This is a genomic window from Cellulosimicrobium funkei, from assembly GCF_004519295.1.
Taxonomy (GTDB): domain Bacteria; phylum Actinomycetota; class Actinomycetes; order Actinomycetales; family Cellulomonadaceae; genus Cellulosimicrobium; species Cellulosimicrobium funkei.
On record NZ_SOZH01000001.1, the window covers coordinates 192569 to 216248 of the forward strand.

Here is a 23680-nt window from a genome sequence, read left to right on the forward strand (position 1 = left end):
GCGGGCCAGGTGCAACCTGAAGGTTGCGCTCGACCGAGCGCTGTGCAACTGTGGAGTTGCACAGCGAGACCTTCCCCACGGAGAGGACGCACCATGACCACCACGAACGAGCCGGCCGCCGTCGACGCGGCGTCGTACACCGTCTCCCGGACCGTGACGATCGACGCCCCGGCCGCCCGCGTCTGGGCGGCGCTCACCCAGGAGGACCTCATCAGCCGCTGGTTCGGTCAGCGCACCTCTCTGCCCGACCTGCGCGTCGGCGGCGAGGGCGTGTTCAGCTGGCCCGACGTCCCCGACGTCCAGGTGCGGATCGAGGAGTACGACCCCACGACGACGTTCGCCTTCCGGTGGGGGACGCCGGTGGGGCAGCCCTTGGACGAGACGACGTCGACCGTCGCGCGCTTCACGCTCGAGCCGCAGGGCCCGACGACCGTCCTGCGCGTCGTCGAGACCGGGTTCGAGCGCACCGCCGACCCCGACGAGCTGCTCGAGAGCCACCGGCAGGGGTGGACGAGCGAGCTCGACGAGCTCGTCGAGCTCCTCGAAGGCGCTCTCGCGGGCGAGGGCGGGCACGCGTGAGCGCAGCGGCGACGGAGCTCGCCCCCGTGTTCTCCGCGCTCGCGGACGACACCCGGTGGCGGATCCTCCAGGAGCTCGGCAGCGCGGACCTCTCGGCGTCCGCGCTCGCCGAGCGGCTCCCCGTGAGCCGGCAGGCCATCGCGAAGCACCTCGCCGTGCTCGCGGAGGTCGGGCTCGTCGAGTCGGTGCGCGTCGGGCGCGAGGTCCGGCACCGGGCCGTCGGGACGCGGCTCGGCGAGACGGCGCGCGCCCTCGAGGCCATCGGCGCGGCGTGGGACCGCCGGCTCGCGGCGATCAAGCGGATCGCGGAGGCGTAGCGGTCGTCGGTCAGGAGCCGGGAGCGGGGACGGGGTGCGCCGCGAGCGCCGACGCGACGGCGTGCAGGTTGTGCGCCATGAGGCGCCCGGTCTCGCGCGCCCACTCGTGCCCGTGGCCGGTCTGGACGTAGTCCGGCCCGGGCCCCGGGCCCTGGTTCCAGTAGGTCCACGCCTGTCCCGGGATCGTGTAGCCGATGTCCGCGAGGGCCCCGCTCACCTCCGAGATGACGTGGTGCGCGCCGTCCTCGTTGCCCGTGACCACGACCCCCGCGACCCGGTTGTACGCGACGGGGATCCCGTCGGGCCCCTCCTCGGAGATCATCGCGTCCATGCGCTCGAGCATGCGCTGGGCGAGCGACGACGGGCGCCCGAGCCACGTGGGCGTGAGGACCACGAGGATCTCCGACGCGACCAGCCGCTCGTGCACGCGCGGCCACTCGTCGCCCTCCCCGACGTCGGTGACGACGCCGGGCGGCACGGCGAGGTCGACGAGGCGGACGTGCTCGACCTCGACCCCGCGGTCCTGGAGCGCCTCGGCGACCACGCGCCCGAGCGCCTCGGTGTTGGACGGCTCCGGAGAGCTCTTGAGCGTGCAGCTGACGAACAGCGCCTTCATGGGGTCCTCCCGTGGCGCCGGGCGGTCGTGCCGCCCGGGACGGCCGGCGGCGGCTGGCTCCACCGTCCCGTCCAGCGTCACGGGGCCGCGCGTCGCTCGCAACGCGCGGCGTCGTCAGGGGAGGGCGGCGTCCTGGCGCCGGTATCCGCGCGCGAGCCGGACCTCGCCCTGCCCGGCGGCGGCGACGTCGTCCCACGGCACGAGGAACGTGCCGCGGTGCCGGCGCCGCACGAGCTGCGGCACCGGCCACGGCGCCGTGACGCCCGTGCGCTCGTACCCGAGGAGCGACGTCCCGGTCCGCGGGCTCACGAGGATCCCGACGACCCGCGCGCGCCCGACGCGGCTGCGCCGTCGTACCGTCTCGGCCAGCGCGCGGTCCTCGGGGTGCGCGTCGTCGGGGTCGGTCCCGCCCGCGGGCGGGCCGTCGTCGGGCAGCGTGTCGAGGGCGAGGCGCACGTCGACGAGGAACCCGAGGTCCTCCCCGCCGGGCCCGAGGACGCGCGCGTCGAGCAGGTCGCCGAGGATCACGACTCCTCCTCGGGGTCGTGCCGGCCGCCCGGGATGCGGCCGACCACGTGCTCGCGCAGCCAGTCCTCGGTCCAGTGCAGGTCGAGCGAGTCCGCGCGGACGGTGAGCTCGAGCGCCGTGCCCACGTGCCCGACGTCGGACCACGGCACGCGCTCCCAGCGCGACGCGGGCGGGCGGCCGCCGAGGAGGCGCGTCACGAGCACCGGCCCGGTGAGCACCGCGCCGACCTCCGCCGGCTCGCCGGGCACCGCGTCCCGCGGGCCGTCGTCCGGCGGTCGGTCGGGCGGTCGGTCGGGCGAGCCGTCGGCCGCGGCGTCGTCCGCGGCGGGGGAGGCGACGAGCTCCAGGTCGTCGACGGTGGTGACCGGCTCGCCGTCGACGTCGAGCACCTGACGGCTCAGCAGGTGCAGGCGCGCGTCCACGACGCGCACCCCCGTCGAAGGGGTGGCGTCCCGGCTCATGACCCTGCTCCCGTCGCGATCATCAGGGGGATCGCCGCCACCGCCGCGACGACGACGATCACCAGGTAGACCATGCCGAGCGCGTTGGTCACGCGCCCGTTGACGTGCTCGCCCATGTACTCCTGGTCGTTGGCCACGAGGAGGATCGGCACGTACGTGAGGGGCAGCGCGACCGCGGAGAACACGACGGACATCTCGGTGACCGCCACCGGGTCGACGCTCGTCATGAGGATCGCCACCGCGAGCAGCAGCGCGACGACCATCGTCAGGTGGAAGCGCGCCGCGCGCGCCGGGCGGCGGAACTTCCCCCACGACCAGCCGAGGTACTGCGCGAGCGTGTACCCGCTCGACAGGGCCGTCTCGAGCGCGGCGCCGAACGTCGCCGCGACGATCCCCACGATCACCACGGCGAGCAGCAGCGTCCCCCCGGCCTCGGCGACGGGCAGCACGATCTGCGACAGCGACGACACCTCGATGCCCGCGGGCAGCAGCACGACGGCCGCGCACGCCGCGATCGCCACCGACAGCAGCCCGCCGAGCGGGAAGCCGACGAGCACGTTGACGCGGTTCTGCGCGAGGTCCTTCGCGGTCCAGCCCTCCTCGACGGCTCCGGAGGAGAAGAAGAACACCTCGTACGGCGTCATCGCGGCGCCGAAGAGCGCGACGGCGTAGTACCAGTAGGTCGCGACGTGCTCCGTCTCCGGGGGCGACGGCGGCACCGCCTGGCGCAGCAGCTCGCCCCAGTCCGGTCCCAGCAGGAACAGCGCGACCCCGAACCCCACGAGCAGCAGCCCGAGCAGGCCCGCGACGTTCTCCATCACCTGGAACTTCACGCGCCACAGCACGAGCCAGACGGCGAGCGCCGCGACCGGCATCCACAGGCGCGGCTCGACGCTGCTCGCGAGGTGCAGCGCGAGCGCGATGCCGCCGATCTCCGCGGTGAGCGTGAGGAGGTTGATCGCGAACGACGCCGCCAGGTTCGCGCCCGCCGCCCGTGGGCCGAGGCGCTCGCGGATGATCTCGAACGTCGCGCGCCCGCTCACCGCCGCGACGCGGCCCGACATCGACGCGAACAGGCAGATCCCGACGACGCCCACGACCACGACCCACACGAGCGACAGGCCGAACCGCGACCCCACGACGGCGTTCGTGACGAGGTCGCCGATGTCGACGAACCCGCCGATCGCCGTGAGGATGCCGAGCGCGACACCGAGGAGCTGCTTCACGCGCCACCCGCCAGGGCGAGCACCGTGTCGAGGTCGTCGGCCGCGCGCGCGAGGTCGGCCTGGAGCTCGGACGCCGTGAGCGGCACCGCCCCGGCTGCCGACAGGTCGCCGCCCGCCTCCCGCGCGACCCACGCGCGCGCGGTGACGACCTCGGCCGTCGCGTCGACGACGGCCGCGAGCCCCGCGTCGCGCTGCGCGGACGAGACGTCGTCCGGCGGTACCAGAGTGGTCAGGGCGGTCGTGGACTCCTCGAGCACCCGGACCTGGTCGAGCACCGCGGCGTCCGCGACGGGCGTCGTCACGCGGTCGGTGTCGAGCAGGCGCACGGTGAGCCGCGTCGTCTCGACCGCCGACCCGGCCTGCGCGACCGCGTCGGCGACGGCGGCGGTCGCCTGGCCCGGCTCCTGCCGGCTCGCCGTGCAGCCCGCCGTCGTGCCGAGCGCGAGCCCGAGCAGCAGCCCGAGCGCGGCCCCGGACCGGGTGATGCGCGCACGACGTCCCACGTCAGCGATGGTGCCGCTGCTCGCGGAGGCCCGCACCCCGGCGGCCTCGGGTGTGACCGCAGCCCCGGACGTCACTCCGCGGCGAGGCCTGCCTCGTGGGCGAGGATCGCGGTCTGGGTGCGGTTCGTCGTGCCGAGCTTGGTCATCGCGTGCGCGAGGTACGCCTTGACCGTCGACTCCGCGAGGAACAGGCGGCGCCCGATCTCGGCGTTGGACAGCCCGCCCGCGAGCGCGGCGACGACCTCCTGCTCCTGCGGCGCCAGGCGCGCGAGACGGCGTCGCGCGTCGGCGCGGCGCGCGGTCCCGTCGCCTCCTGCGGCCGCGAGCAGGTGCCGGGCGACCGCGGGGGACAGGATCGAGTCGCCGGCGACCGCGGCGCGGATGCCGTGGTGGAGCTCCTCCGGCGTCGAGTCCTTGAGCAGGTAGCCCGCGGCACCGGCTCGCAGCGCGGGGAGGACGTACTCGTCCGCGAGGAAGCTCGTCAGGACCACGACCGCGGTGCGTGGCCGCTCCCGGTGGATCGCGACGAGCGCGTCGAGCCCGTCCATGACGGGCATCTGCATGTCGAGGAGCAGGGCGTCCGGGTCGAGCTCGCGGGCGAGCTCGACGGCGCGGGCGCCGTCGGCCCCCTCGCCGACCACCTCGAGGTCCGGCGCGGTCTCCACGAGCCGCACGATCCCGGTGCGCAGGAGCGCCTCGTCGTCGACGACGACCACGCGGATCATGCTGTCCTCCTGGGGAGCGTGGCGCGGAGACGATAGCCGCCCGCGGGGGTGGGACCGGCCTCCAGCGTGCCGCCCAGGAGGTCGACGCGCTCGCGCAGGCCCGCGAGCCCGTAGCCACCGGTCGTCAGCCCGGTCGGGGGACGGTCCGGAGGGTCGTTGTCCACGGCGACCGCGACGCCGTCGGGCACGGGGGTCACCGACACGACCGTGCGCGCGCCCGGCGCGTGCCGGACGGCGTTCGTCAGCCCTTCGCCGACGACGCGCACGACGGTCCGGTCGACGAGGTCGGGCGGCGACGACGGCCGCACCGCGACGTGCGCCTCGACGGGTTGGCCCGCCGAGCGGGCCTCGGCGACGAGGGTCTCGACCTCGTCGCCGTCCGGCGCCCGGGATGGGGCGATGGTGGCAGGACCGGCCGCGGTGAGCGCGCCGAGCACCTGCCGCATCTCCGCCAGGGCGGCGCGGCCGCTCGCCCCGATCTCGTCCGCGACCCGGCGGACCTCGTCGTCGTGCGTGGTGGTCGCGAGCACCTCGGCCTCGACGACGGCGTAGCTCACGCGGTGCGAGACGACGTCGTGCAGCTCGCGCGCGAGCCGGGCCCGCTCGGCGGTCCGGGCGGCCTCCTCGGAGGCTGTCGCCGCCCGACGGTCGGCCTCGGCGCGCGCGCGCTCCGCACGCCCGGCGAGGTAAGCGAAGAGGGCCATGACCGTCGCGACCCAGAGCGTCGTCGGCCCCGAGCCCTCCGCCGTCGTGCGCCAGACCGGCCAGGTCGCGACGACGACGCCGAGCACCGCGGCCCCGCTGGTGCGCGCGGAGCGGACCTCGGTCCCCACGGCGTAGAGAGCGGCGAGCGTCGCGACGGCGGGGGAGACGAAGGACAGCGCGACGCACGCGCCCAGGACGGCGATCGGGTGCCGCCGCCGGGCCAGGAGCACGCCGGACGCCACCAGCTGGGCGGCGGTCTCCGCCCCCCACGTCGCCCAGCCCAGGCCGGACGACGCCCGCAGCACGACGAGGAGCGCCCCGGCGGCCGCGCTCGAGACCGCGACGAGGACGTCGGCCCACGTGACCTGGACCCCCACGCCGCTCAGGCTAGCCACCGGCCGCCGTCCCGGCCCGGCGGCGCGAGCGCGAGGAGTCGACTTTCGGCGGTAGCGGTCGCCTCCGTTCGGGCGTGCCGGAGGACCCCTCCCGGGGCGGAGCGTGGAGTCATCGGGAAACACCCGCCACGAGGACAAGAGGAGCTCCACCATGAAGGTTCTTCGCACCGCCACCACGACCGCCGTCTCCGCCGCGCTCCTGCTGGGCGCCCCGCTCGCCGCGTTCGCGGACGACGGCGAGGCGTCCGCGCCCGAGGCGACGGCTCCCGAGGCCCCCGAGACGGCCCAGGCGACGGTTCCCGCCGCGAGCGAGGCGTCGGCACCCGCCGAGGCTCCCGCCGGCCAGGCGCCCGCACCGACCGACCCGGTCGTCGCCCCGGCGCCCGAGGCGTCCGCACCCGAGGCGCCCGCGACCGCGGCACCCGCGCCGGAGGAGCCCGCCGTCGAGGCCTCTTCGGAGGGTGCCGAGCCCGCCACGGAGGCTGCGCCCTCGCAGGCCCCCGCGACGGACGACGCCGTGTCGCCCGCGCCCGCCGTCGAGGACGGCGCCGCGGAGGCATCGGAGGACGCCGTGTCGCTGGACGAGGCGGTTCCTGCCGAGGAGCTCGCGACGTCCGACCTGACGGCGACGTTCCAGGCAGCGCTGGGCGTCGGCCTGCTCGGCGCGACGCAGGCCGCGTACCCCGACGCGGAGTACCAGCCGCACTGGCACGACGGGTACTACCACGGCTACCCCTGCGACTACTGGTACTTCACCGAGCCGGCCGAGGGCGGCTCGGGCAAGGACTGGTCGGGCTGGAACGGCCAGCCGCAGCTCCACATCCTCCACCACACGCTCGTGGACGACGACGGCGCGCTGCACATGGTCTACGACCGCGACATCGCCGGGTACTGGTACCACGCGTGGTCCGGCGACGAGTCGGTCGCCCCGGACCCGGACGGCATCCACTGGCAGAACACGTCGGCCCAGCAGACGATCCTCGTCAACGGCTACAAGGGCGGCAACGACGCGGCCGCCCGGGCCGCGGACGCGCAGGCGCTGCTCGACAGCGCGGGCGTGACGGCCGTCGGCACCCCCTGGGAGGAGTACCTGGGCTGGTACCAGCCGTCCATCGACCAGGGCTGGTACACGGTCGACGACGTGCGCGGGTGGTACGACGAGCAGCAGCAGCGGAGCCTCGACTACACCGCGTACGAGGCGACGCAGTTCGCCGTCTGGTACTTCTCGACCGGGCACGACGTCATGGGCCTGTTCTTCGACGTCGACGCGTCGAACCACGTGACGGTGAGCGACTTCGCGCAGCAGCAGTTCGCCTCCTCGGGCAACGGCTACTCCAGCGACCGCGGTGCGACCCTGCAGACGGCCGCGTGGCTCATCGAGAAGGCGCTCACGACCAACGTCGTCATGCCGCAGCCCGGCTTCGTCTCGAACGGGTTCGTGCGCAACACCGACGGGTCGACCGACTACGGGTTCACGGCCTCGCTGGCCGGGGGCTCCGGGAACGTGCACGTCGAGCTCCGCACGGCGGACGGCTCGGCGATGCCGGCCGGGGTCGTGCTCGTGGACGCGCAGGGTCGGGTCGTCGACAGCGTGACGCCGGGCCAGAAGGTGTTCGTCCGCGTCCCGGCCGGGACGAACGTCGCCGACCTGCCGCAGTTCCAGCTGTGGGGCTCGGCCCAGGGCACGCAGCAGGGCAGCCCGCACTTCTACACAGGCTGGGACCACAACAACCACGGCGAGGGCTCCGTCGACCCGGAGACCGGGCTCTGGACGCCGTCGACGTTCCAGCACTGGTTCATCGGGCTCGGTGAGCTCGACCGCCCGTCGACCGCGTGGGACTGGATCGGCGTGACGCTGGCCGACGAGCCGGAGGCACCGGTCGACCCCACCGACCCGGTGGACCCGACCGACCCGACGGACCCGACGGACCCGGTGCAGCCGGTCGACCCGACCGACCCGGTCCAGCCGGCCGATCCGACCGACGGTGTCTACGCGGGCTCGACGGGGACGGTCGTCGAGGTGGCCGACACGACCGACCCGACGAACCTCGGGCTGACGGGCACGCAGCCGGTCGCGGACGTCGAGCAGGCCGCCCAGCGGGACGCCCTCGCGACGACGGGGACGGACGGGAGCGTCCTCGCCGCCGGTGCGTTCATCGTCCTGGCGGGCACCGGCCTGGTCCTGGCCTCCCGCCGCCGCCGGTCGCCCGACGCCCGCTGAGCCCGGCGACGACCCCGGTCGACCGGTCCTCGACAGGAAGCCCCGGCCCCGCACCGACACGGTGCGGGGCCGGGGCGTCGTCGTGCCCGGGCGTCGCCTCAGGCGGCCTGGACGCCCGCGAGAACGCGGTCGAGCGCCGGTCGCGGGTCGACCCCGGCCGGCAGGTCCTGCGCGACGGCGACGATCGACTCGGCGATGTCGCGCACCTTGACGTTGGCGAGGCTCGACGAGCGGCGGAGCGACGCGAACGCGGCGTCGGGGGTGACGCGGTAGGCGAGCGCGATGATGCCCTTGGCCTGCTCGATCGCGGCGCGGGACTGTGCCCACAGGCCGATCTGCTCGTTCGCCTGGGCCCGTGCGCCGACGCCGACGACGCTCGTCACGTCGAGCACGACGCCCCGGGCGACGGGTACGCCGGTCGGGTCGGTCCAGGCGACGTCGACGAGCACGATGACCGCGCACTCCCGGCCCCTCGCGTCCCGCATGACCTGCACCTGCACCGGCGCCTCGCCGGACACGGCGCGCGCGATGGCGGTGAGCGTCTGCGCACGGTCCTTGCCCGTGGCCCGGTGGTGCCACAGGAGCAGCTCCGTCGTGGGGACGACCTCACCGGGGGAGTAGCCGAAGAGCTCGAGGAGCGGGTCCGACCACCACCACCGGTCCTCCTCCGGGTAGTACCGAAACTCCCCGGCGGCGACGGCGCCGGGAGAGGGCACCCACGTCGAGAGGGCGGCGTCGGCCGAACCGTTCACTTCTGCTCCTTGCGGCCTCGAGGGCGGCGTCCGGGCCGCTGCATGACCCCGTCGCCCCGGCGCACATGCTCCCGCACCGCGCCGCCGAGCGACGAATCCCGTGCTCAGGGGCGCGGCGGAGCGGTTCGACGCCGCGCTACGGGCGGTCCGGGGCCGTTCCCGCGGGCGCCCGCGCGGAGTCGGCCGACGCGTCGGCCTCCGGGCCGGAAGCCCTCTCGGCCGCCCGCCCCGGGCGCGACGGCACGAGCTTGAGGCCCACCACCGCCGCGATGATCCCGGCGATGAAGACCACCTTGCCCACGCTCACGGACTCGTCGCCCGTGAGGATGGCGTAGGTGACGGTGAGCGCCGCGCCGACCCCGACCCACACCGCGTACGCGGTGCCGATCGGGATGTGCTTGGTCGCCCAGCCGAGGCCGAGCATGCTCAGCGCGAGCGCGACGAAGAAGACGACGGACGGCCCGAGGACGGACAGCCCGTCGGACTTGCCGAGCGCCGTCGCCCAGACGGCCTCGAAGACGGCGCTGACGAGCAGGACGATCCACGGCACGGTCAGCTCACCGCCTTGAGCCCGATGACGGAGCCGACGAGCAGCACGAGCAGGCCGACGCGCGCCACGGTGGCACGCTCCTTGCCCGTGACGAAGCCCCAGACGACGGTCAGCGTCGCGCCGATCCCGACCCACACCGCGTACGCGGTCCCGGTGGGGAGCGCGGTCATCGCCCAGGCGAGACCGACCATGCTCAGCGACATGGCGACGAAGAAGACGACGGTCGGGCGCCAGCGGCGGAAGTTCTCCGACGCTCCGAGCGCGGTGGCCCACACCGCCTCGAGCAGGCCCGAGAGGACCAGGACGAGCCAAGCCATGACAAGCAACCCCTCTGAGTCAGTCTTGTCCGTGCGGGTACTGCTCCCTCGTCCGCAGAGCTACCTCGACGCAACTCTGGTACTAACGTACCACATTTGGCGCCGCCAGCTGCCAGCCGCGGCTCACGGTCGTCAGCTCGCGGAACCCCCAGGCGCGCAGCTGCGCGATCTCCTCGTGGTCCGTCGCGTCCGTGCCGACCAGGACGCGGTGCACCCCGGCGAGCTCGAGCCACGCCCGGGCCTCGGCCAGCACCCCGGCCAGCAGGGCGTCGTCGGACCCCGGGCCGGGCGAGAGGTCCACCAGCTCGGCGGTGCCTCCCGTCGCGGCCTGCCGCTCGGCGCGGCCGAGGGTCGTGTCGAGCTCGACGTACGCGGCCGTCTCCGTGCCGCGGTGCGCGGTGAACCGCACGCCCCCGCCGGGGCCGAGCGTGCGCCGCAGGGCGACGTCGTCCGGCACCGGGAGGGCGTGGGGGAGCGCCGAGGTCGGGGCGAGCAGCACCGTCTCGGCGTGCTCTCCGGGACGGAAGCCCGCGCGCACCAGGGCCTCGCGGACGTGCGGCCACTGCTCCGGGACCCCGTAGACGCCCGCGAACGGGAGCTGCCCGTCCGCGTACGCGACGCGCACCTGCCACGCCGCGAGCTGCGCGTGGCACGCGGCCGTCAGCGCGTCCGCGGCCGAGCGGGCCTCGGTGGACTGCTCCGGGTCCTCGTCGTCGGGCGGCGTGACGAGGAGCCACTGCACGAGGCCGGCGTCGCGGTAGTCGTCGCTCGCCTCCGGCCCGGCCGTGAACCGGTGCAGGTGCGCGGCGCCCACCACCCGGTGCCGGGACTCGACGACGAACGTCGCGCGCTCGACGACCCACGGGTCGACGACGTGCTCGTCGGGCTGGCGCTCCAGGCTCCCGAGCACGCTGTTGACCGAGAGCCGCGCTCCCGGCACGACGGCGGAGAGGTGGGAGTTGACGAGGTCCGTGAGCTGGTCGCGGTCGTCGCGACGGAAGGTCCGGACACGGGGACGTGCAGACATGCGGCTGCCTCCAGGCGAAGTGATGAGCTGGGAAGGCCGCCACGCGATGCGGTACGCGGGCACCCTAGCAGCCGCGGTCGCCCACCGTCAGGGGCGCAGCAGCGCCTTGATCGCGCGCCGCTCGTCCATCGCGGCGTAGCCCTCGGCCGCGTCGTCGAGCGAGAGCTCGAGGTCGAACACGCGCGCGGGGTCGATGCGCCGTTCCAGCACGAGGTCGAGCAGCTCGGGCAGGTACCGGCGCACGGGCGCGGGCCCGCCGGACCAGTGCACGTGCCGGTAGAACATGTCGACCGCCGGGAGGTCGACGCCGTGCGGCAGCCCGACGACCCCGACGTGCCCGCCCGCACGGACGGCACCGAGCGCCTGGCTCATGGAGTCCTGCGTGCCCACCGCCTCGACGACGCTGTGCGCGCCGAGCCCGTCGGTCAGCTCGCGGACCCGCTCCACGCCCTCGTCGCCCCGCTCCGCGACGACCTCCGTCGCGCCGAACGCGCGCGCGAGCTCCTGGCGTGGCGCGTGCCGGCTCATCGCGATCACCTGCTCGGCGCCGAGCTGCGCGGCGGCGAGGACCGCGAGCAGCCCGACGGCGCCGTCGCCCACCACGACGACCGTCTTCCCCGGGCCGGCCTCGGCCGCCCGGGCGCCGAACCAGCCGGTCCCCAGCACGTCCGACGCCGTGAGCAGCCCGGGCAGGAGGTCGTCGTCGGGGCGTTCCGGCGTCGCGACGAGCGTCCCGTCCGCGAGCGGGACGCGCAGCAGCTCGGCCTGGGCGCCGCGCACGGGCTCCCGGTGGACGCACGACGTCTGGTACCCGGCCCGGCAGATCGGGCACGTGTTGTCGGACGCGAAGAACGACCCGACGACGACCTGACCCGGGCGCACGGTCCGGACGTCCGCGCCGACCTCCTCGACCGTGCCCACGTACTCGTGGCCCATCGCGACGGGGTGCTCGACCCGGTTGACGCCGCGGTACGTCCACAGGTCCGACCCGCACACGCACGCGGCCTCGACGCGCACGATCGCGTCGGTGGGCGCGAGCAGGCGCGGGTCGTCGCGCTGCTCCACGCGGACGTCGTACGGGGCGTGGATGACGGTCGCGCGCACGGGGGCTCCTCGGGCTGGGCGGGTGGCGGTCGGGACGTCGTCGAGCCTACGGCGACCGGTGGCGCGGGGCCTGTGCGGCTGTCGAGAGCCTGAGGTCAGCCGTCATCGGTCCGGAGCGTCTGGACGGCGTGCTCCTCGTCGTAGGCGAAGCTGAGCCGCCTCGTGACGACCTCCTCGGCGACGTCGTCGAGCGTCGTGGACCGGGCGTAGGCGTGCGCGCGGAGCACCGCGAGCGCGTCGCCGGGCGGGATGCGGAGCTGGGCGGTGACCATGCCGGTCGCCTGGTGGACCTCCGCGCGGGGCGCCCAGTCCAACGAGTCCAGGTCGCCCAGCAGGGAGAGCCCGATGGTGTCGGCGAGGAGCTGCACGTCCTCCGGTCCCCGCGCCAGCGTCCGGGAGGAGGTGACGAGGCTCAGCACGCCGACGACCCGCCCGTCCGCGTGCATCGGCACGGCGTGGTACGCGCCCGGGCCCGTGATCGCCTCGACCGCGTGGGAGAAGACGGGGAAGTCGTGCTCGTCGCGGCTGTCGTCGGCCCCGCTGACGACGATGTGGTCCTCCGAGAGGGCGCGCTGGACCGGGCCCTCGCCGATCACCTCGCCCAGCCCCTCGATCCGGGCCGCGAGGCCGTCCGCCGTGGACACGGTGAGCCGGTCGTCCGCCGTCGGCGCGACCGTCAGCGCCGCGCTCCTGGCTCCGAGGACGGTCGCGGACGCCTGGCACAACCGCGTGGCCAGGGGCAGGCTGCGGTCGGCCCGGGAGAGCGCGCGCGAGAGCAGCTCCAACAGATCCGGCGCGGCGCCCACGGTGTGCCTCCCTACCTCGCGCACGGTCAGTCTGACAGCGCACCCCGCACTCGCTCGTCGGCGATGGGCCGACGCTCCGACGCACTCCGTCACGGGCAGTCCCCGGACCGGTTGCAGGAAACCGACGCCGGGCTAGAGTCCCCGGAGTCGAGTCTGGACCTGGCTCACCACCCCGCTGAACGACGACGGAGACGACCCATGTCCGTGGAGAACCCCGCACCGCTGCACCCTGTCTCGCTCGGCGACGGCGCGACGCCCGGGCAGTTCCGGGTCGACCTCGCGACCGACGCCTGGTGGTGGTCGCCGGAGACGTACCGCCTGCACGGCTTCGAGCCCGGTGAGGTCGTGCCGACGACGTCGCTCGTGCTCGCCCACAAGCACCCCGAGGACCGCGACCGCGTCCGCGACCTGCTGGAGCGGGCCCGCGTCGACGGGGAGCCGTTCTCGAGCCTGCACCGCATCATGGACGCGCGCGGCGCGGAGCGGGTCCTCGTGCTCGTCGGGCACGGCCGTCGCGACCGCGACACCGGCCGGCTCGTCGAGCTCATGGGCAGCTTCGTCGACGTCACGGTCGCCGTCCGGGACCGGGCGGAGCGGCAGGCCGAGCGCGACATCGCGGCCGCCGCCCGCAGCCGCGGGCCGATCGAGCAGGCCAAGGGAGTCGTCGCCGCCGCGCTCGGGGTGGGGACGGAGCAGGCGTTCGGGCTCCTCAAGCGCGTCTCGAACGACCGCAACGTGCGTCTCCGGGAGCTCGCCCGGCGGGTCGTCGAGGAGGGCACCGCGCCGAGCCCGGACCGGGCCCGGCGCGTCGTGTCCCTCCTGCGGTAGGCGCCGGGCCGGGCGGTCAGCGCCGCGCGAGCGACCGGACGACCGCGGCCACGTCTCCCGGCGCCTCCTCGGCCAGGAAGTGGCCGGCCGTCGTCGTGAGGTGCTCGAGGTCGGGCGCCCAGCGCCGCCAGACGCCCGCGGCGTCGTACCCGAGCTGCGCGCCCCAGTCCTGCTGCACCACGGCGACGGGCATCGCGAGCCGGTCGCCCGCGTCGAGCGACGCCTGGTCGTGCTCGACGTCGATCGTCGCGGTCGCGCGGTAGTCGGCCGCGATCGAGTCGACCGCGTCGCGGCTCGACGCGAGGTAGTGCGCGCGCACGTCGGCGGGGATCGCGGCCGGGTCCTGCGTCCACGCGTCGAGGAAGGACCCGAAGAACGCGTCGGCGCTGTTGCGGATCATCGTCTCCGGCAGGCCCGGAGGCTGCGCCATGAGGTACAGGTGGAACGCGACGGCCGCGTCCACGCCGTGCAGCACGGCCCACGTGTCGAGCGTGGGCACCACGTCGAGGATGCCGAGGTGGCTCACGCGGTCGGGGTGGTCGAGCGCCGCGCGGAACGCGACGAGCGCGCCGCGGTCGTGGCCGACGAGGACGAACCGGTCGACGTCGAGCGCGTCGGCGAGCGCGACGACGTCGGCGCCCATGGTGCGCTTGGCGTAGACGTCGGGCGTCGTGGCGGCGGGCTTCGCGCTCTCGCCGTAGCCGCGCAGGTCGGGCACGACGACACGGTGGTCGCGCGCGAGGTCGGTCGCGACGTGCCGCCACATGTGGCGCGTCTGCGGGAAGCCGTGCAGGAGCACGACGGGCGTGCCCTCGCCCGCGGTCTCGGCGCGCAGCGCGACGCCGGGCGCGACCTCGACGGTGCGGGTCTCGAAGCCGGGGATGTGCATGGGGTGTCCTCTCTCGGGGCGGTTCTCGGCCGTGCCGGGTCGTGCCCGGCTGGCTCGTCGCCATCCTCCGAGCGGCGGATCAGCGTCCGATCAGTGCCGTCCGATCAGTGCCGTCCGATCAGTGCCCCGGCGCGGCGACAATGGCGGGGTGGTGGAGCTGCGCGTCGAGGTGCTCGGGCCGGTCCGCGTGCTGCGCGACGGCGCGGACGTCGACCCCGGCGGACCGCGCCAGCGCGAGCTCCTCGCGCGCCTCGCCGCCGCGCGCGGGCGCCCGGTGCCGTTCGACCGCCTCGCCGACGACCTGTGGGACGAGCCCGGCGCGGGGACGGGCGACCGGCGCGGCGCGCTCGCGACGTTCGTCGGCGACCTGCGGCGGCGCCTGGAGCCCGGGCGCGCGCCGGGCACGCCCCCGCGCGTCCTCGTCACCGCGCACGGCGGCTACGCGCTGCGGCTCCCGGACGACGCGCTCGACGCGGCGCGCCTGGAGGCGGCCGTCGCCCGGGCGAGCGCGTCTCCCGGGGCCGGGGACGCGGCGTCGGGCACGACGCGCGCGCTGGCGGACGCCGTCGCCGCCTGGCGCGGCGAGCCGTACGCCGACCTGCCGGAGCGGGAGTGGGTCCGGGCCGAGCGCCGGCATCTCGTCGAGGTGCACGCGCGCGCCGTCGAGCTGCTCGCGGACGCGCTGCTCGGCGAGGGCCGGGCCGCGGAGGCGGTCGTCGTGCTCGACGCGCACGCCGCCGCGCACCCGTGGCGCGAGCACGCGTGGGCGCTGCTCGCGCTCGCGCTGTACCGCGACGGGCGACAGACGGACGCGCTCGACGTCCTGCGGCACGCCCGCCGCCGCCTCGCCGACGAGCTCGGCCTCGACCCGGGCCCGGAGCTCGTCCGGCTCGAGCGCGACGTGCTCGGCCACGCGGCGTCGCTCGACGGCCCGACGCCGGGGCCGCGCCTCGCCGTCACCGCCCCCACCGGCTCGCGCACGCACCTGCGCTCCACGGTCGACGTCGCGCGCACGCTCGCCGTCGCCGGGGGCGACCACCTCGCGACCGCGCAGGAGCAGCGCGTCGCCGCGGCGCTCGCGGCCGAGGTGACCGGCGACCCGGTGCTCGCCGCCCGGACCGTCACCGCGTACGACGTCCCGGCCGTCTGGACCCGGAGCGACGACCCGGCGGCGGCCGACGCGCTCGTCGGCGTCGCGCGGCGGACCCTCGGGCGGCTCGGACCGGACGCGGCGCCGGTGCTGCGCGCGCGTCTGCTCGCGGTGGTCGGCATCGAGCACCGTGGGACGCGCGACGCGTGGGCGTGGGCCGCGGCGGAGGACGCCGTCGGGATCGCGCGCGACCTCGGCGACCCGGCGACGCTCGCGCTCGCGCTCAACGCGCGGTTCCTCCAGTCCTTCCAGCGGCCGGGCGCGGGTCCCGAGCGGGACCGGACCGGCGCCGAGCTCGTCTCCCTGGCGGAGGACCACGACCTCCCGACCTTCGCGATCCTCGGCCACCTCGTCCGGATGCAGGCCGCCGCGGGCGCGGGCCGGTTCCCCGACGCCGACGCCCACGCCGCCGCGGCCGAGGACGTCGCGGCGGGCTACGAGTCACCCGTGGTCCCGATGCTCACCGCCTGGTACCGGGCGATGCGCGACGCCGAGACCGCCCCGCCCGACGCCGCGGCGCGCGCGTACCGCGCCGCCGACGACCGGCTCGCCGGGGTGCGCATGCCCGGTGTGCGCGACGGGCTGCTCCCGCTCGCGCTCCTCACCGTGCGCGTGCGGCACGGGCGACCGCTCGCCGGGATCGAGGCCGCCGACCTCGGCCCGTACGCCCCGTGGGCGGAGCCGCTGCTCGTGCTCGACGCGGGCGACCCCGACGCCGCCGCGCGGCTCGCGCGCGCGGCGCCCGAGCCGCCCGCGGACCACCTGCGCGAGCTGCTGTGGGCGCTGCGCGCGGAGATCGCCCTGCGGCTCGGCGACAGCGCCCTCGCCGGGCAGGCCCGACGCGCGCTCGCCCGCACCCCCGACGAGCTCGCGGGGGCCGGGTCGGGCCTGGTCTCGCTCGGGCCCGTGCGCGGCTGGCTCGACCGGCTCGACGGGCGGCGCGCGTCGTAGGAGCGGCCGTCCGGGGTGGGTGTGAGGCCGCTCAGCGCTCCGGGAGCAACCCCGCCACGAGCGCGTCGACGACGTCGTCGGTCGGGATGTCGGGGTCGATCGGCGTGGTGAGACGGTCGAGGAGCAGCCCGTCGATCGCGTAGTGGAACAAGGCGATCTCCCGGCGCCCGCCGGGCAGGCCGGCCGACCGGTTGAACGCGACGTCGGCCTCGAATCCCGCGCGCAGCCACGGCCCGAGAACGGCCGCGAGCTCGCCCCGACGGCCGGACTCGAGCCGCAGCTCGAACAGGGCTCGGGTGACGTCGGCGTCGGTCGACAACCGGCGCACGATGTCGCGGAGGTAGTCCGCGAACAGCGCGCGGTCGGGCGTCTGGGTCGCGCGTCGGGCGAGGTCCTCGGGTGTCGGCGCGAGCCGCTCCCCGATGCGCTCGAAGAGCCCCGCGACGAGGGCGTCTCGGCTCCGGAAGTAGTTCGACGTCGTGCCCGTCGGGACCCCGGCCTCGTCGTCGATCGCGCGGTGCGTCAGGCCGCGCGACCCCTCGCGAGCGAGCACGGCGATCCCGGCGTCCGCCAGGGCGCTGCGCCGTGCGGTGTTCTTCGCCATGCGTCGAGGCTATCGCAACCACTGCACCTGTTGTAGTCTCCAACAACCACTTCATCTGTAGTTGTCAGGAGACATGATGCGCGAGCTGACCTACTACGTCGCCGTGAGCCTCGACGGGTACATCGCCGGGCCGGGGGGCGAGTTCGACGCCTTCCTCGCCGAGGGCGACCACATGGCGCCCATCTGGTCCCGGTACCGCGGCACGGCGCCGACGGACCTGGCCGGGGCCGCCGGGCTGCCGGTCGCCGACGGCCCCTTCGACACCGTCCTCATGGGCTGGAACACCTACGCCGTCGGCCTTCCCGACCACCACCTGCCGAACCCCTACCGGCACCTGCGGCAGATCGTCTTCACCCGCACGCACGAGGCGCCCGAGGGGAGCGAGGGGGTGGAGCTCACGGGCGCCGACCCGGTCGAGACGGTCCGCGCGCTCAAGCGGGAGGGCGGCCGGGGGATCTGGCTGTGCGGCGGGGGAGCGCTCGCCGCCGTGCTCGTCGACGAGATCGACCGGCTCGCGCTCAAGGTGAACCCGGTGATGCTCGGCACCGGGGTCCCGCTGTTCGGCGAGCGGGACTACGCGCCCCTCTCCTGGCGATCGACGGGCACGCAGACGTTCCGATCCGGCGTCACGCTCGCGGAGTACGCGCGGGCCTGAGGGCCGGTCCCGCGGCGACGACCGTGCGCCTAGACGTCGAGCGGTCCCCGCACGACCGAGTCGCCCGAGTGGGACGGGTCGCCGTCGAAGTGCTCCTCGGAGACGTCGACCACGGGAAACTCGGCGAGGTCGAGGCCGTCGGGCACGTCGAAGCGGCCCTCCGTGCCGTCGAGCACGCCGAGGCTCACGAGGCCGCTCAGGTCCTCCGCGAGGAGCCACACCTCGCGGTACGTGCCCTCGGGCACCGGCGCGTCGACCGTCACGACGACCTGGCGCCGCCCGTCGGGCCGCTCCTCGACGCGTGCGTCGCCGCTCGCGCCCTGCCAGTCGGGCAGCGGGTCGAGCGTCGCGCTCGCGACCGTCGTCTCGGGCGGCTCGACCTCGCGACGCTCCCACAGGATGCCGCCCACGCCGCCGACGACGAGCGCGGCGGCGGCCGCCGCCGCGACCGGGACCCAGACCCGCCGGCGCCGCGACGCGAGCGGCACGACGACGGCCGTGCCGGTCGCGCCGGTCGTGCTGTCCGGTGCCTCCGCACCCGTCCCAGCCGCGTCCCGCGGGAGCGTCGGCACGGTCGGAGCGTCGGTGACCGCCGCGGGGGCGACGACGGGCGGAGCGGCGGTGGCGCTCGTCAGGCCGAGCTCGGCCTGGATTCGCGACCACACCGCGGCGTCGGGGGCGACGAGCTCGTCCGCCGCGTCCGCGCCGTCGAACGCGTCGACGACGCGCGCGAGCCGGGCGACGGCGTCGGCGCACTCCGGGCAGGAGGAGAGGTGCGCGCGCGCGTCGTCGTCGAGCACGTCCTCGCCGAGCGCGAGGAGCGCGAGGGTCTCGTCATCGATGTGCTGCACCGTCCACCTCCAATCGGTCGCGCAGCCGGATCAGGCTTCGTCGTACGTGGCTCTTGACCGTACCCAGCGGCAGGCCGAGCTCCTCGGCGATCTGCACGTGCGTCAGGTCGCGGAAGAACGCGAGCTCCAGGATCGTCCGCCCCGGGTCGCCGAGCCGTCGCAGCTCCTCGGTGAGGAGCACGCGGTCGGCGACGCGCCCGACGTCGGTGTCCTCGCTCGCCGCGCGGCCCGGGTCCGGGGCGGTCGTGGCCGCGGCCTCCTCCGACCGGCGGACCCGCGACCGGGCCTCGTGCGCGTCGGCCACCGTGTGCCGCGTGATCCCGACGAGCCAGGCCGGGAGCCGGGCCCGGTCGGGGTCGAACCGGCCCCGGCCGCGCCACGCCGCGACGAACACCTGCTGGGTGACGTCCTCGGCGTCGGCGCGCGTGCCGAGCGAGCGCAGCGCGATCGTGTGCACGAGCGCGGACCAGCGCCGGTAGGCCTCGGCGAGCGCCTGCTCGTCGCCGTCGGCGAAGTCGCGGCCGAGGCGCCACAGGTCCGGGTCGGTGGTCCCGGTCTCGGTCACGTTCAGGGCGGGTCCTCGAGGGTCGGTGCCGACCGCCCGGAGCGGCAGCGGCGAGCGGGTAGCAGCGATCGTAGCGCCCGTGCGGGCCGTCACCGCGCGGGGACCGCGGTCACGACGACGTTGTCCGAGTAGGAGCGCCGCTCGGCGTCCCAGCGTCCGCCGCACGTCACGAGCACGAGGCGGCGCTCGCCGTCGCGGTCGAACAGCGCGTCGAGCGGGACGTCGGGCTTCGCGATGCTCCTGATGTCGGTCACTGTGTAGGTGTACGAGGTGCCCGTCGCGTCGACGACGTCGACGCTCGCGCCCGTCGTGATCTCGCGGAGCCGCCCGAACGGCCCGACGCCGTCCGGGTCGTCCACGTGGGCCGCGACCAGGGTCGTCCCGGTGGGGCTCGCCGGGGCCGGTCCGAACCGGTACCACGCGGCGACGTCGCCGGAGCCCGGCAGCGCCATCCGCCCCTCGGGGTCGACGCCCGCCGGCTCGACGGGCAGGTCGATCCCGAGATCACCGACGACGACCCGTGCGGGTGCCGGCGGCGGGGGAGACGGGACGTCCCGGGCCGGGCGCACCGGCACCGGTGCGTCCCGGGCCGGCCCGGGCGTCCCCGCGGTCGCCTCCCCGCCCTGGTGGGGGGCCGGGGTGGGGAGGGGGTCGGCCGACGGTCCGAGTCCGTCGGCAGACCCGTCGGCGGACGGCAGGGAGCATCCGCCGACGACCGCTGCGGTGACGAGCACCGCCCCCAGGAGGGTCCGGAGGCCGGCCCGCGCGCCCCGGGCGGGGCGCGCGGGACCGGCGGTCGTGCGCTGCGTCATGCCGTCCGGTCGCTCCGGACGGCGTGGGCCGCGTGCTGCTGGCGCCACGCGCGCGCCAGCATGAAGGTGGCCGCGACGAGCAGCAGGCCGAACAGCGACGCACCGAACGCGATGGCGACGCCCGTCGCGGTGCTGCTCGGCGCGTCGGCCGCGAGGCCCGAGAGCCCGGCCGGGACGCCCGACGGCGACGAGTGCAGGCCTTCGACCGTCTGCGTCGCGAGGGCGAGGTTGCCGTCCTCGAGGCTGCCCCACGCGTACGCGATGGTGTTGACGCCCTCGGCGACCGTGAGGTCGGCCGGGCCGAGCACGGGCTCCGTGGTGCCCGCGGCGGCGACGGTCGCCGAGATCGTGCCGGCCGGCAGGTCGAGCACGGCCTCCTTCGGGTTCTCCAGCCCCGTGACGACGGCGGTCCCGCCGGCGAGGACGTCGACCGCGGGCGCCGCGGCGACGTGGCGCACGGTGAGCCGGCCCTGGCCCGCGGCCGTGGGCTTCGTGTCGTTCGTGAAGAGCGTCGCGGTCGGCTGGCCGCCCGCGTCGAGGTGCGCGACGGCGGTGTAGCTCGTGCCGCCCGCGAGCTGGAGGTCGACCGGGCCGATGACCGGGGAGCTCGTGTCCGTCGCGTCGGGCGCCGTGATCGCGACCGTGTACGTCCCGGCGGGGAGATCGAGCGGACCCGCGAGGTCGCCGGGCTGGAAGTCGTCGAGGGTGAGCTCGTCGTTCACCCAGACGTCCACGGGCGTGTCCGGCACGCCGTGCAGGACGGAGAGCGAGGCGCCGTCGTCGGTGGCGGCCTGGGCGGGGAGCGCGACGGCCCCCAGCGCGACGAGGGTCGCTGCGCCCGCGAGCGCGGCGGTGCGTCGTGCGGTGCGGTGCATGGTGTCCTCCGGTGGTCGAGCCCGGTCCGTCCCGGGCGCTCGATCTGCTGACACCCCCTCTTCCCCCGCAGGTGCGGATCTGGATGCACACGCATCAAAAAAAGTGCCCGGCCCCGCGGGTGCGGGGCCGGGCACGGGGGACCGGTCAGAGGTTCTGGGGCCGCAGCACCGCGCTGATGCCGTGCGCGATCTGGACGTTGCCCTTGTTGAGGTCGAGCTTGCTCTTCACGAGGAACGGGTCGACGTCGTTGCGGTCCTGGTCGACGAGGCGGACCAGGGCGAGGCGCTTGCTCAGCACGTCGACCCGGAACGTCGCGCCCTGCGCCGTGGTGAGGACGGCGTCGTCGGACCGCAGCGCGGTGCCGGAGTCGATCGTCGCGCCGGGGACGACGTGGTAGAGCAGCACCTGCTCGATCGCGTCGATGCCGACCGCCCCGGCGAGCGAGGTGAGCACGCGCTCCTCCGTGGGCTGCCAGCGGTGCGTGAGGTCGAACGCGAGGAGCTGGAACGCCCGGTCGTTCGGCAGGAACGCGGTGAGCGGCACCGTGCCGTCGGCCAGGACCGCCACGGGGCTGTCCGGCTTGGCGGCAAGGACCGCGGCCACGGCCTGGTCGACGATGTCGAAGTCGTACCAGTTGCGGTCGAACGTGTCGCCGTCGGCCGCGAGCACGGAGGCGAGGCTCGCGGTGCCCGTCGGCGGCGCCGTCGTGGGGGCCGGTGCCGCGACGGCCGGTGCGGTCGCGGCGGTCAGGGCGAGGAGCGCGGCTCCTGCTGCGGTGAGCGTGCGTCGGAGGTTCATCGTCGAGTCCCTTCGTCGTGCACGGGACGGCGGTGCGCCGTCGGACGCCGGGCGGCGTCCACCTCTCCTTCACCCGGACCGCCGCCCGCGGATGCACCCACCGCCGGACGACTTCCCGCCGCGCTCGACGCGCCGCCCGCTCAGCCCTCCGCGTCGGGCGCCTCCGCCGCGCCACCCCCGAGCGGGCGTGCGAGAGCGCGGACCGTGTCGATCGTGTCGGCCTCGGCCGCCGTCTTGTCGTCGCGGTACCGGACGACGCGCGCGAAGCGCAGCGCGAGACCGCCGGGGTAGCGCGTCGAGCGCTGGAGGCCGTCGAACGCGATCTCGACGACCTGCTCGGGACGCACGTGCACGACGTACCCCTCGTCGGCGGTCTGGAGCTCGCGGAAGCGCTGCGTCTGCCACGCGAGCATCTCGTCGGTCATGCCCTTGAACGTCTTGCCGAGCATGACGAACCCGCCCTCGGGGTCGCGCGCGCCGAGCCAGATGTTCGACAACCACCCGCTGCGCCGGCCGGAGCCCCGCTCGACGGCGAGCACGACGAGGTCGAGCGTGTGCCGCGGCTTGACCTTCACCCAGCCCGCACCACGCCGCCCGGCCGCGTAGGGCGCGTCGAGCGACTTCACGACGACGCCCTCCTGGCCCTCCGCGACGGCGGCGTCGAAGAACGCGGTCGCGGCCGCGGCGTCGTCGGTCACGAGCCGGCGCACGGCGAGCGGCCCGGCGGCGTCGGCGAGCAGGTCGGCGAGCAGGTCGTCGAGCACGGCGAGCCGGTCGCGCAGCGGCTCGTCCAGCAGGTCGCGGCCGTCGGCGTGGAGCACGTCGAAGAAGAAGGGGGAGAGCTCGAGCGAGGCCGCGAGCTCCGCCTCCTCGGCGGCGCTGCGCTCGCCCTGGGTCGCGGAGCGGGCGGCGGTCTCCTGGAACGGGCGGGGGACGCCGTCGGGCCCGACGACGAGCGCCTCCCCGTCGAGGACGAGCGCCCGGCCGGGGAGCGCCCGCACGGCCGCGACGATCTCGGGGACGCGCTCGGTGATGTCGTCGAGCGAGCGCGTGAAGACGCGCACGTCGTCGCCGTCGCGGTGCACCTGGATGCGGATGCCGTCGAGCTTGACGTCCACGGCGACGGCGGTGCCCGACGCGTCCTCGCCGCCCGGCGCGGCCCCGAGCTTGTCGAGCGCGGCGCCGACGTCGGGTGCGGACTGCGCGAGCATCGGCCGCACCGGGCGGCCGACGGTGAGCCGGAACGTCGCGAGCGCCTCCGCCGCGGCCTCCGGGCCGCCCGCCGTGAGCGCCGCGCGGGCGACGGGCCCGGTCGCGCCCGCGAGCATGACCGCGCGCCGCACCGCGTCGGCGGGGACGCCCGCCGCCTCGGCGACGGCGTCGACCACCACGGAGTCGAGCGCGCCCTGGCGCAGCTCGCCCGAGACGAGCCCGGCGAGGAGCGACTGCTCGCGCGCCGTCGCGGCGCCGAACAGGGCGGCGGCCTCGGCCTGGCGCGCGGTCGACGACCCGGGGCCGGAGAGGTCCGCCATGCGGGCGAACGCGGCGTCGACGTCGGTCAGCGTGAGGCCGGGTTCCTCGGCAGGGGCGGGGAGGTCGCGCAGCGACCGCCACCCGAGCCCGGTGCGGCGCTGGCGCAGCTCGCCCGCGAGGTACGCGACGGCGATCTCCACCTCCGCGCTCCCGGCCTCGGCGTCGTCCGCGACGCGCCGCAGCAGGTCGGCGATGGCCGCGCGCTTGGCGAGGCGCGAACGCGTGGCGGCGACGGCGTCGGACGTGGCGGCGACCTCGGCGAGCAGCATGCCCCATCCTCACGCCGACCACCCACGCCCCGCCCGCCGGGCGCCCCTCCGCGGTACATCCTTTTGT

27 protein-coding genes and 1 riboswitch are annotated in these 23680 nt (G+C 75.9%); of the genes, 6 read left to right on the top strand and 21 right to left on the bottom strand.

All coding sequences use genetic code 11. The annotated features are described in order from the left end of the window. Window positions 1–93 precede the first annotated feature (93 nt). Both E1O70_RS00810 and E1O70_RS00815 read left to right on the top strand, forming a co-directional pair. Window positions 94–579 carry an SRPBCC domain-containing protein gene (locus E1O70_RS00810; RefSeq protein WP_061268136.1) on the top strand — a complete coding sequence of 162 codons (486 nt, stop codon included), beginning with the start codon at window positions 94–96 and terminating at the stop codon, window positions 577–579. Further along, complete coding sequence (locus E1O70_RS00815) at window positions 576–896, top strand: ArsR/SmtB family transcription factor (protein WP_034652607.1); 321 nt, start codon at window positions 576–578, stop codon at window positions 894–896. The genes E1O70_RS00810 and E1O70_RS00815 overlap by 4 nt, the downstream gene beginning before the upstream one ends. Window positions 897–906: 10 nt before the next feature. On the opposite strand, the gene E1O70_RS00820 is transcribed toward E1O70_RS00815, so the two are convergent. The 7 genes from E1O70_RS00820 to E1O70_RS00850 form a co-directional block, all read right to left on the bottom strand. Next, the gene (locus tag E1O70_RS00820; RefSeq protein ID WP_034652636.1) at window positions 907–1512 is read right to left on the bottom strand and encodes a flavodoxin family protein; all 606 of its coding nucleotides are present in this window, start codon (window positions 1510–1512) and stop codon (window positions 907–909) included. 114 nt (window positions 1513–1626) lie between these two features. Then, window positions 1627–2040 (bottom strand): hypothetical protein, encoded by a 414-nt coding sequence (locus E1O70_RS00825; protein ID WP_061268137.1) that lies wholly within the window; start codon window positions 2038–2040, stop codon window positions 1627–1629. Next, a complete protein-coding gene (locus E1O70_RS00830) occupies window positions 2037–2501 on the bottom strand; it encodes a hypothetical protein (protein ID WP_061268138.1) in 465 nt (154 codons plus the stop codon). The genes E1O70_RS00825 and E1O70_RS00830 overlap by 4 nt, the downstream gene beginning before the upstream one ends. Continuing rightward, window positions 2498–3727, bottom strand: a complete 1230-nt coding sequence (locus E1O70_RS00835) for an NRAMP family divalent metal transporter (RefSeq protein ID WP_061268139.1) — start codon at window positions 3725–3727, stop codon at window positions 2498–2500. The genes E1O70_RS00830 and E1O70_RS00835 overlap by 4 nt, the downstream gene beginning before the upstream one ends. Beyond that, window positions 3724–4230 (bottom strand): hypothetical protein, encoded by a 507-nt coding sequence (locus E1O70_RS00840; RefSeq protein ID WP_128957689.1) that lies wholly within the window; start codon window positions 4228–4230, stop codon window positions 3724–3726. Before E1O70_RS00840 ends, E1O70_RS00835 begins: the two co-directional genes overlap by 4 nt. A gap of 71 nt (window positions 4231–4301) precedes the next feature. Beyond that, window positions 4302–4955, bottom strand: a complete 654-nt coding sequence (locus tag E1O70_RS00845; RefSeq protein WP_061268141.1) for a response regulator — start codon at window positions 4953–4955, stop codon at window positions 4302–4304. After that, window positions 4952–6037, bottom strand: a complete 1086-nt coding sequence (locus tag E1O70_RS00850; protein ID WP_061268142.1) for a sensor histidine kinase — start codon at window positions 6035–6037, stop codon at window positions 4952–4954. The genes E1O70_RS00845 and E1O70_RS00850 overlap by 4 nt, the downstream gene beginning before the upstream one ends. Before the next feature lie 169 nt (window positions 6038–6206). Between E1O70_RS00850 and E1O70_RS19750 the strand changes: the two genes are divergently transcribed. Continuing rightward, the gene (locus tag E1O70_RS19750; RefSeq protein ID WP_061268143.1) at window positions 6207–8276 is read left to right on the top strand and encodes a Cys-Gln thioester bond-forming surface protein; all 2070 of its coding nucleotides are present in this window, start codon (window positions 6207–6209) and stop codon (window positions 8274–8276) included. Window positions 8277–8374: 98 nt separating this feature from the next. Here E1O70_RS19750 and E1O70_RS00860 read toward each other — a convergent pair whose 3' ends face one another. From E1O70_RS00860 to E1O70_RS00885, 6 genes are all read right to left on the bottom strand, one after another. After that, on the bottom strand, window positions 8375–9028 hold the full coding sequence (locus E1O70_RS00860) for an ANTAR domain-containing protein (RefSeq protein WP_061268144.1): 654 nt from the start codon (window positions 9026–9028) through the stop codon (window positions 8375–8377). A 136-nt stretch (window positions 9029–9164) separates the two neighbouring features. Next, the gene (locus E1O70_RS00865) at window positions 9165–9578 is read right to left on the bottom strand and encodes a DMT family transporter (RefSeq protein ID WP_061268145.1); all 414 of its coding nucleotides are present in this window, start codon (window positions 9576–9578) and stop codon (window positions 9165–9167) included. 2 nt (window positions 9579–9580) lie between these two features. Further along, a complete protein-coding gene (locus E1O70_RS00870; protein WP_061268146.1) occupies window positions 9581–9895 on the bottom strand; it encodes a DMT family transporter in 315 nt (104 codons plus the stop codon). 13 nt (window positions 9896–9908) lie between these two features. Beyond that, window positions 9909–9975, bottom strand: a riboswitch (guanidine-III (ykkC-III) riboswitch). Window positions 9976–9977: 2 nt separating this feature from the next. Then, window positions 9978–10922, bottom strand: coding sequence for a hypothetical protein (locus E1O70_RS00875; RefSeq protein ID WP_061268147.1), 945 nt, complete (start codon window positions 10920–10922; stop codon window positions 9978–9980). A gap of 87 nt (window positions 10923–11009) precedes the next feature. Further along, window positions 11010–12026, bottom strand: a complete 1017-nt coding sequence (locus tag E1O70_RS00880; RefSeq protein ID WP_061268148.1) for a zinc-binding dehydrogenase — start codon at window positions 12024–12026, stop codon at window positions 11010–11012. A 95-nt stretch (window positions 12027–12121) separates the two neighbouring features. Continuing rightward, window positions 12122–12832, bottom strand: coding sequence for a GAF and ANTAR domain-containing protein (locus E1O70_RS00885; protein ID WP_128957690.1), 711 nt, complete (start codon window positions 12830–12832; stop codon window positions 12122–12124). A gap of 198 nt (window positions 12833–13030) precedes the next feature. Between E1O70_RS00885 and E1O70_RS00890 the strand changes: the two genes are divergently transcribed. Next, entirely contained in the window at window positions 13031–13660 is a 630-nt protein-coding gene (locus tag E1O70_RS00890; protein ID WP_082774554.1) for a PAS and ANTAR domain-containing protein, read from the top strand. Between the two features lie 16 nt (window positions 13661–13676). On the opposite strand, the gene E1O70_RS00895 is transcribed toward E1O70_RS00890, so the two are convergent. Next, window positions 13677–14549, bottom strand: coding sequence for an alpha/beta fold hydrolase (locus tag E1O70_RS00895; RefSeq protein WP_061268150.1), 873 nt, complete (start codon window positions 14547–14549; stop codon window positions 13677–13679). Window positions 14550–14697: 148 nt separating this feature from the next. Here E1O70_RS00895 and E1O70_RS00900 point away from each other — a divergent pair, with 148 nt between their 5' ends. Beyond that, window positions 14698–16650 (top strand): AfsR/SARP family transcriptional regulator, encoded by a 1953-nt coding sequence (locus tag E1O70_RS00900; protein WP_240696554.1) that lies wholly within the window; start codon window positions 14698–14700, stop codon window positions 16648–16650. Between the two features lie 31 nt (window positions 16651–16681). Here the strand turns inward: E1O70_RS00900 and E1O70_RS00905 are convergent, their stop codons facing one another. Next, window positions 16682–17254: a TetR/AcrR family transcriptional regulator gene (locus tag E1O70_RS00905; RefSeq protein ID WP_061268151.1), complete on the bottom strand. Its 573-nt coding sequence runs from the start codon at window positions 17252–17254 to the stop codon at window positions 16682–16684. Between the two features lie 76 nt (window positions 17255–17330). Here E1O70_RS00905 and E1O70_RS00910 point away from each other — a divergent pair, with 76 nt between their 5' ends. Then, the gene (locus tag E1O70_RS00910; RefSeq protein ID WP_061268178.1) at window positions 17331–17909 is read left to right on the top strand and encodes a dihydrofolate reductase family protein; all 579 of its coding nucleotides are present in this window, start codon (window positions 17331–17333) and stop codon (window positions 17907–17909) included. Window positions 17910–17938: 29 nt separating this feature from the next. On the opposite strand, the gene E1O70_RS00915 is transcribed toward E1O70_RS00910, so the two are convergent. From E1O70_RS00915 to E1O70_RS00940, 6 genes are all read right to left on the bottom strand, one after another. After that, window positions 17939–18760, bottom strand: a complete 822-nt coding sequence (locus E1O70_RS00915) for an anti-sigma factor (protein ID WP_009861754.1) — start codon at window positions 18758–18760, stop codon at window positions 17939–17941. Next, complete coding sequence (locus E1O70_RS00920) at window positions 18744–19325, bottom strand: RNA polymerase sigma factor (RefSeq protein WP_051027776.1); 582 nt, start codon at window positions 19323–19325, stop codon at window positions 18744–18746. Before E1O70_RS00920 ends, E1O70_RS00915 begins: the two co-directional genes overlap by 17 nt. 89 nt (window positions 19326–19414) lie before the next feature. After that, window positions 19415–20137, bottom strand: coding sequence for a class F sortase (locus E1O70_RS00925; RefSeq protein WP_061268152.1), 723 nt, complete (start codon window positions 20135–20137; stop codon window positions 19415–19417). After that, window positions 20134–21012, bottom strand: coding sequence for a DUF4397 domain-containing protein (locus E1O70_RS00930; RefSeq protein ID WP_043652848.1), 879 nt, complete (start codon window positions 21010–21012; stop codon window positions 20134–20136). The genes E1O70_RS00925 and E1O70_RS00930 overlap by 4 nt, the downstream gene beginning before the upstream one ends. A 145-nt stretch (window positions 21013–21157) precedes the next feature. After that, window positions 21158–21811 carry a fasciclin domain-containing protein gene (locus E1O70_RS00935; RefSeq protein ID WP_061268153.1) on the bottom strand — a complete coding sequence of 218 codons (654 nt, stop codon included), beginning with the start codon at window positions 21809–21811 and terminating at the stop codon, window positions 21158–21160. Window positions 21812–21951: 140 nt separating this feature from the next. Beyond that, the gene (locus E1O70_RS00940; protein WP_061268154.1) at window positions 21952–23613 is read right to left on the bottom strand and encodes an ATP-dependent DNA ligase; all 1662 of its coding nucleotides are present in this window, start codon (window positions 23611–23613) and stop codon (window positions 21952–21954) included. Between the last annotated feature and the right edge of the window lie 67 nt (window positions 23614–23680).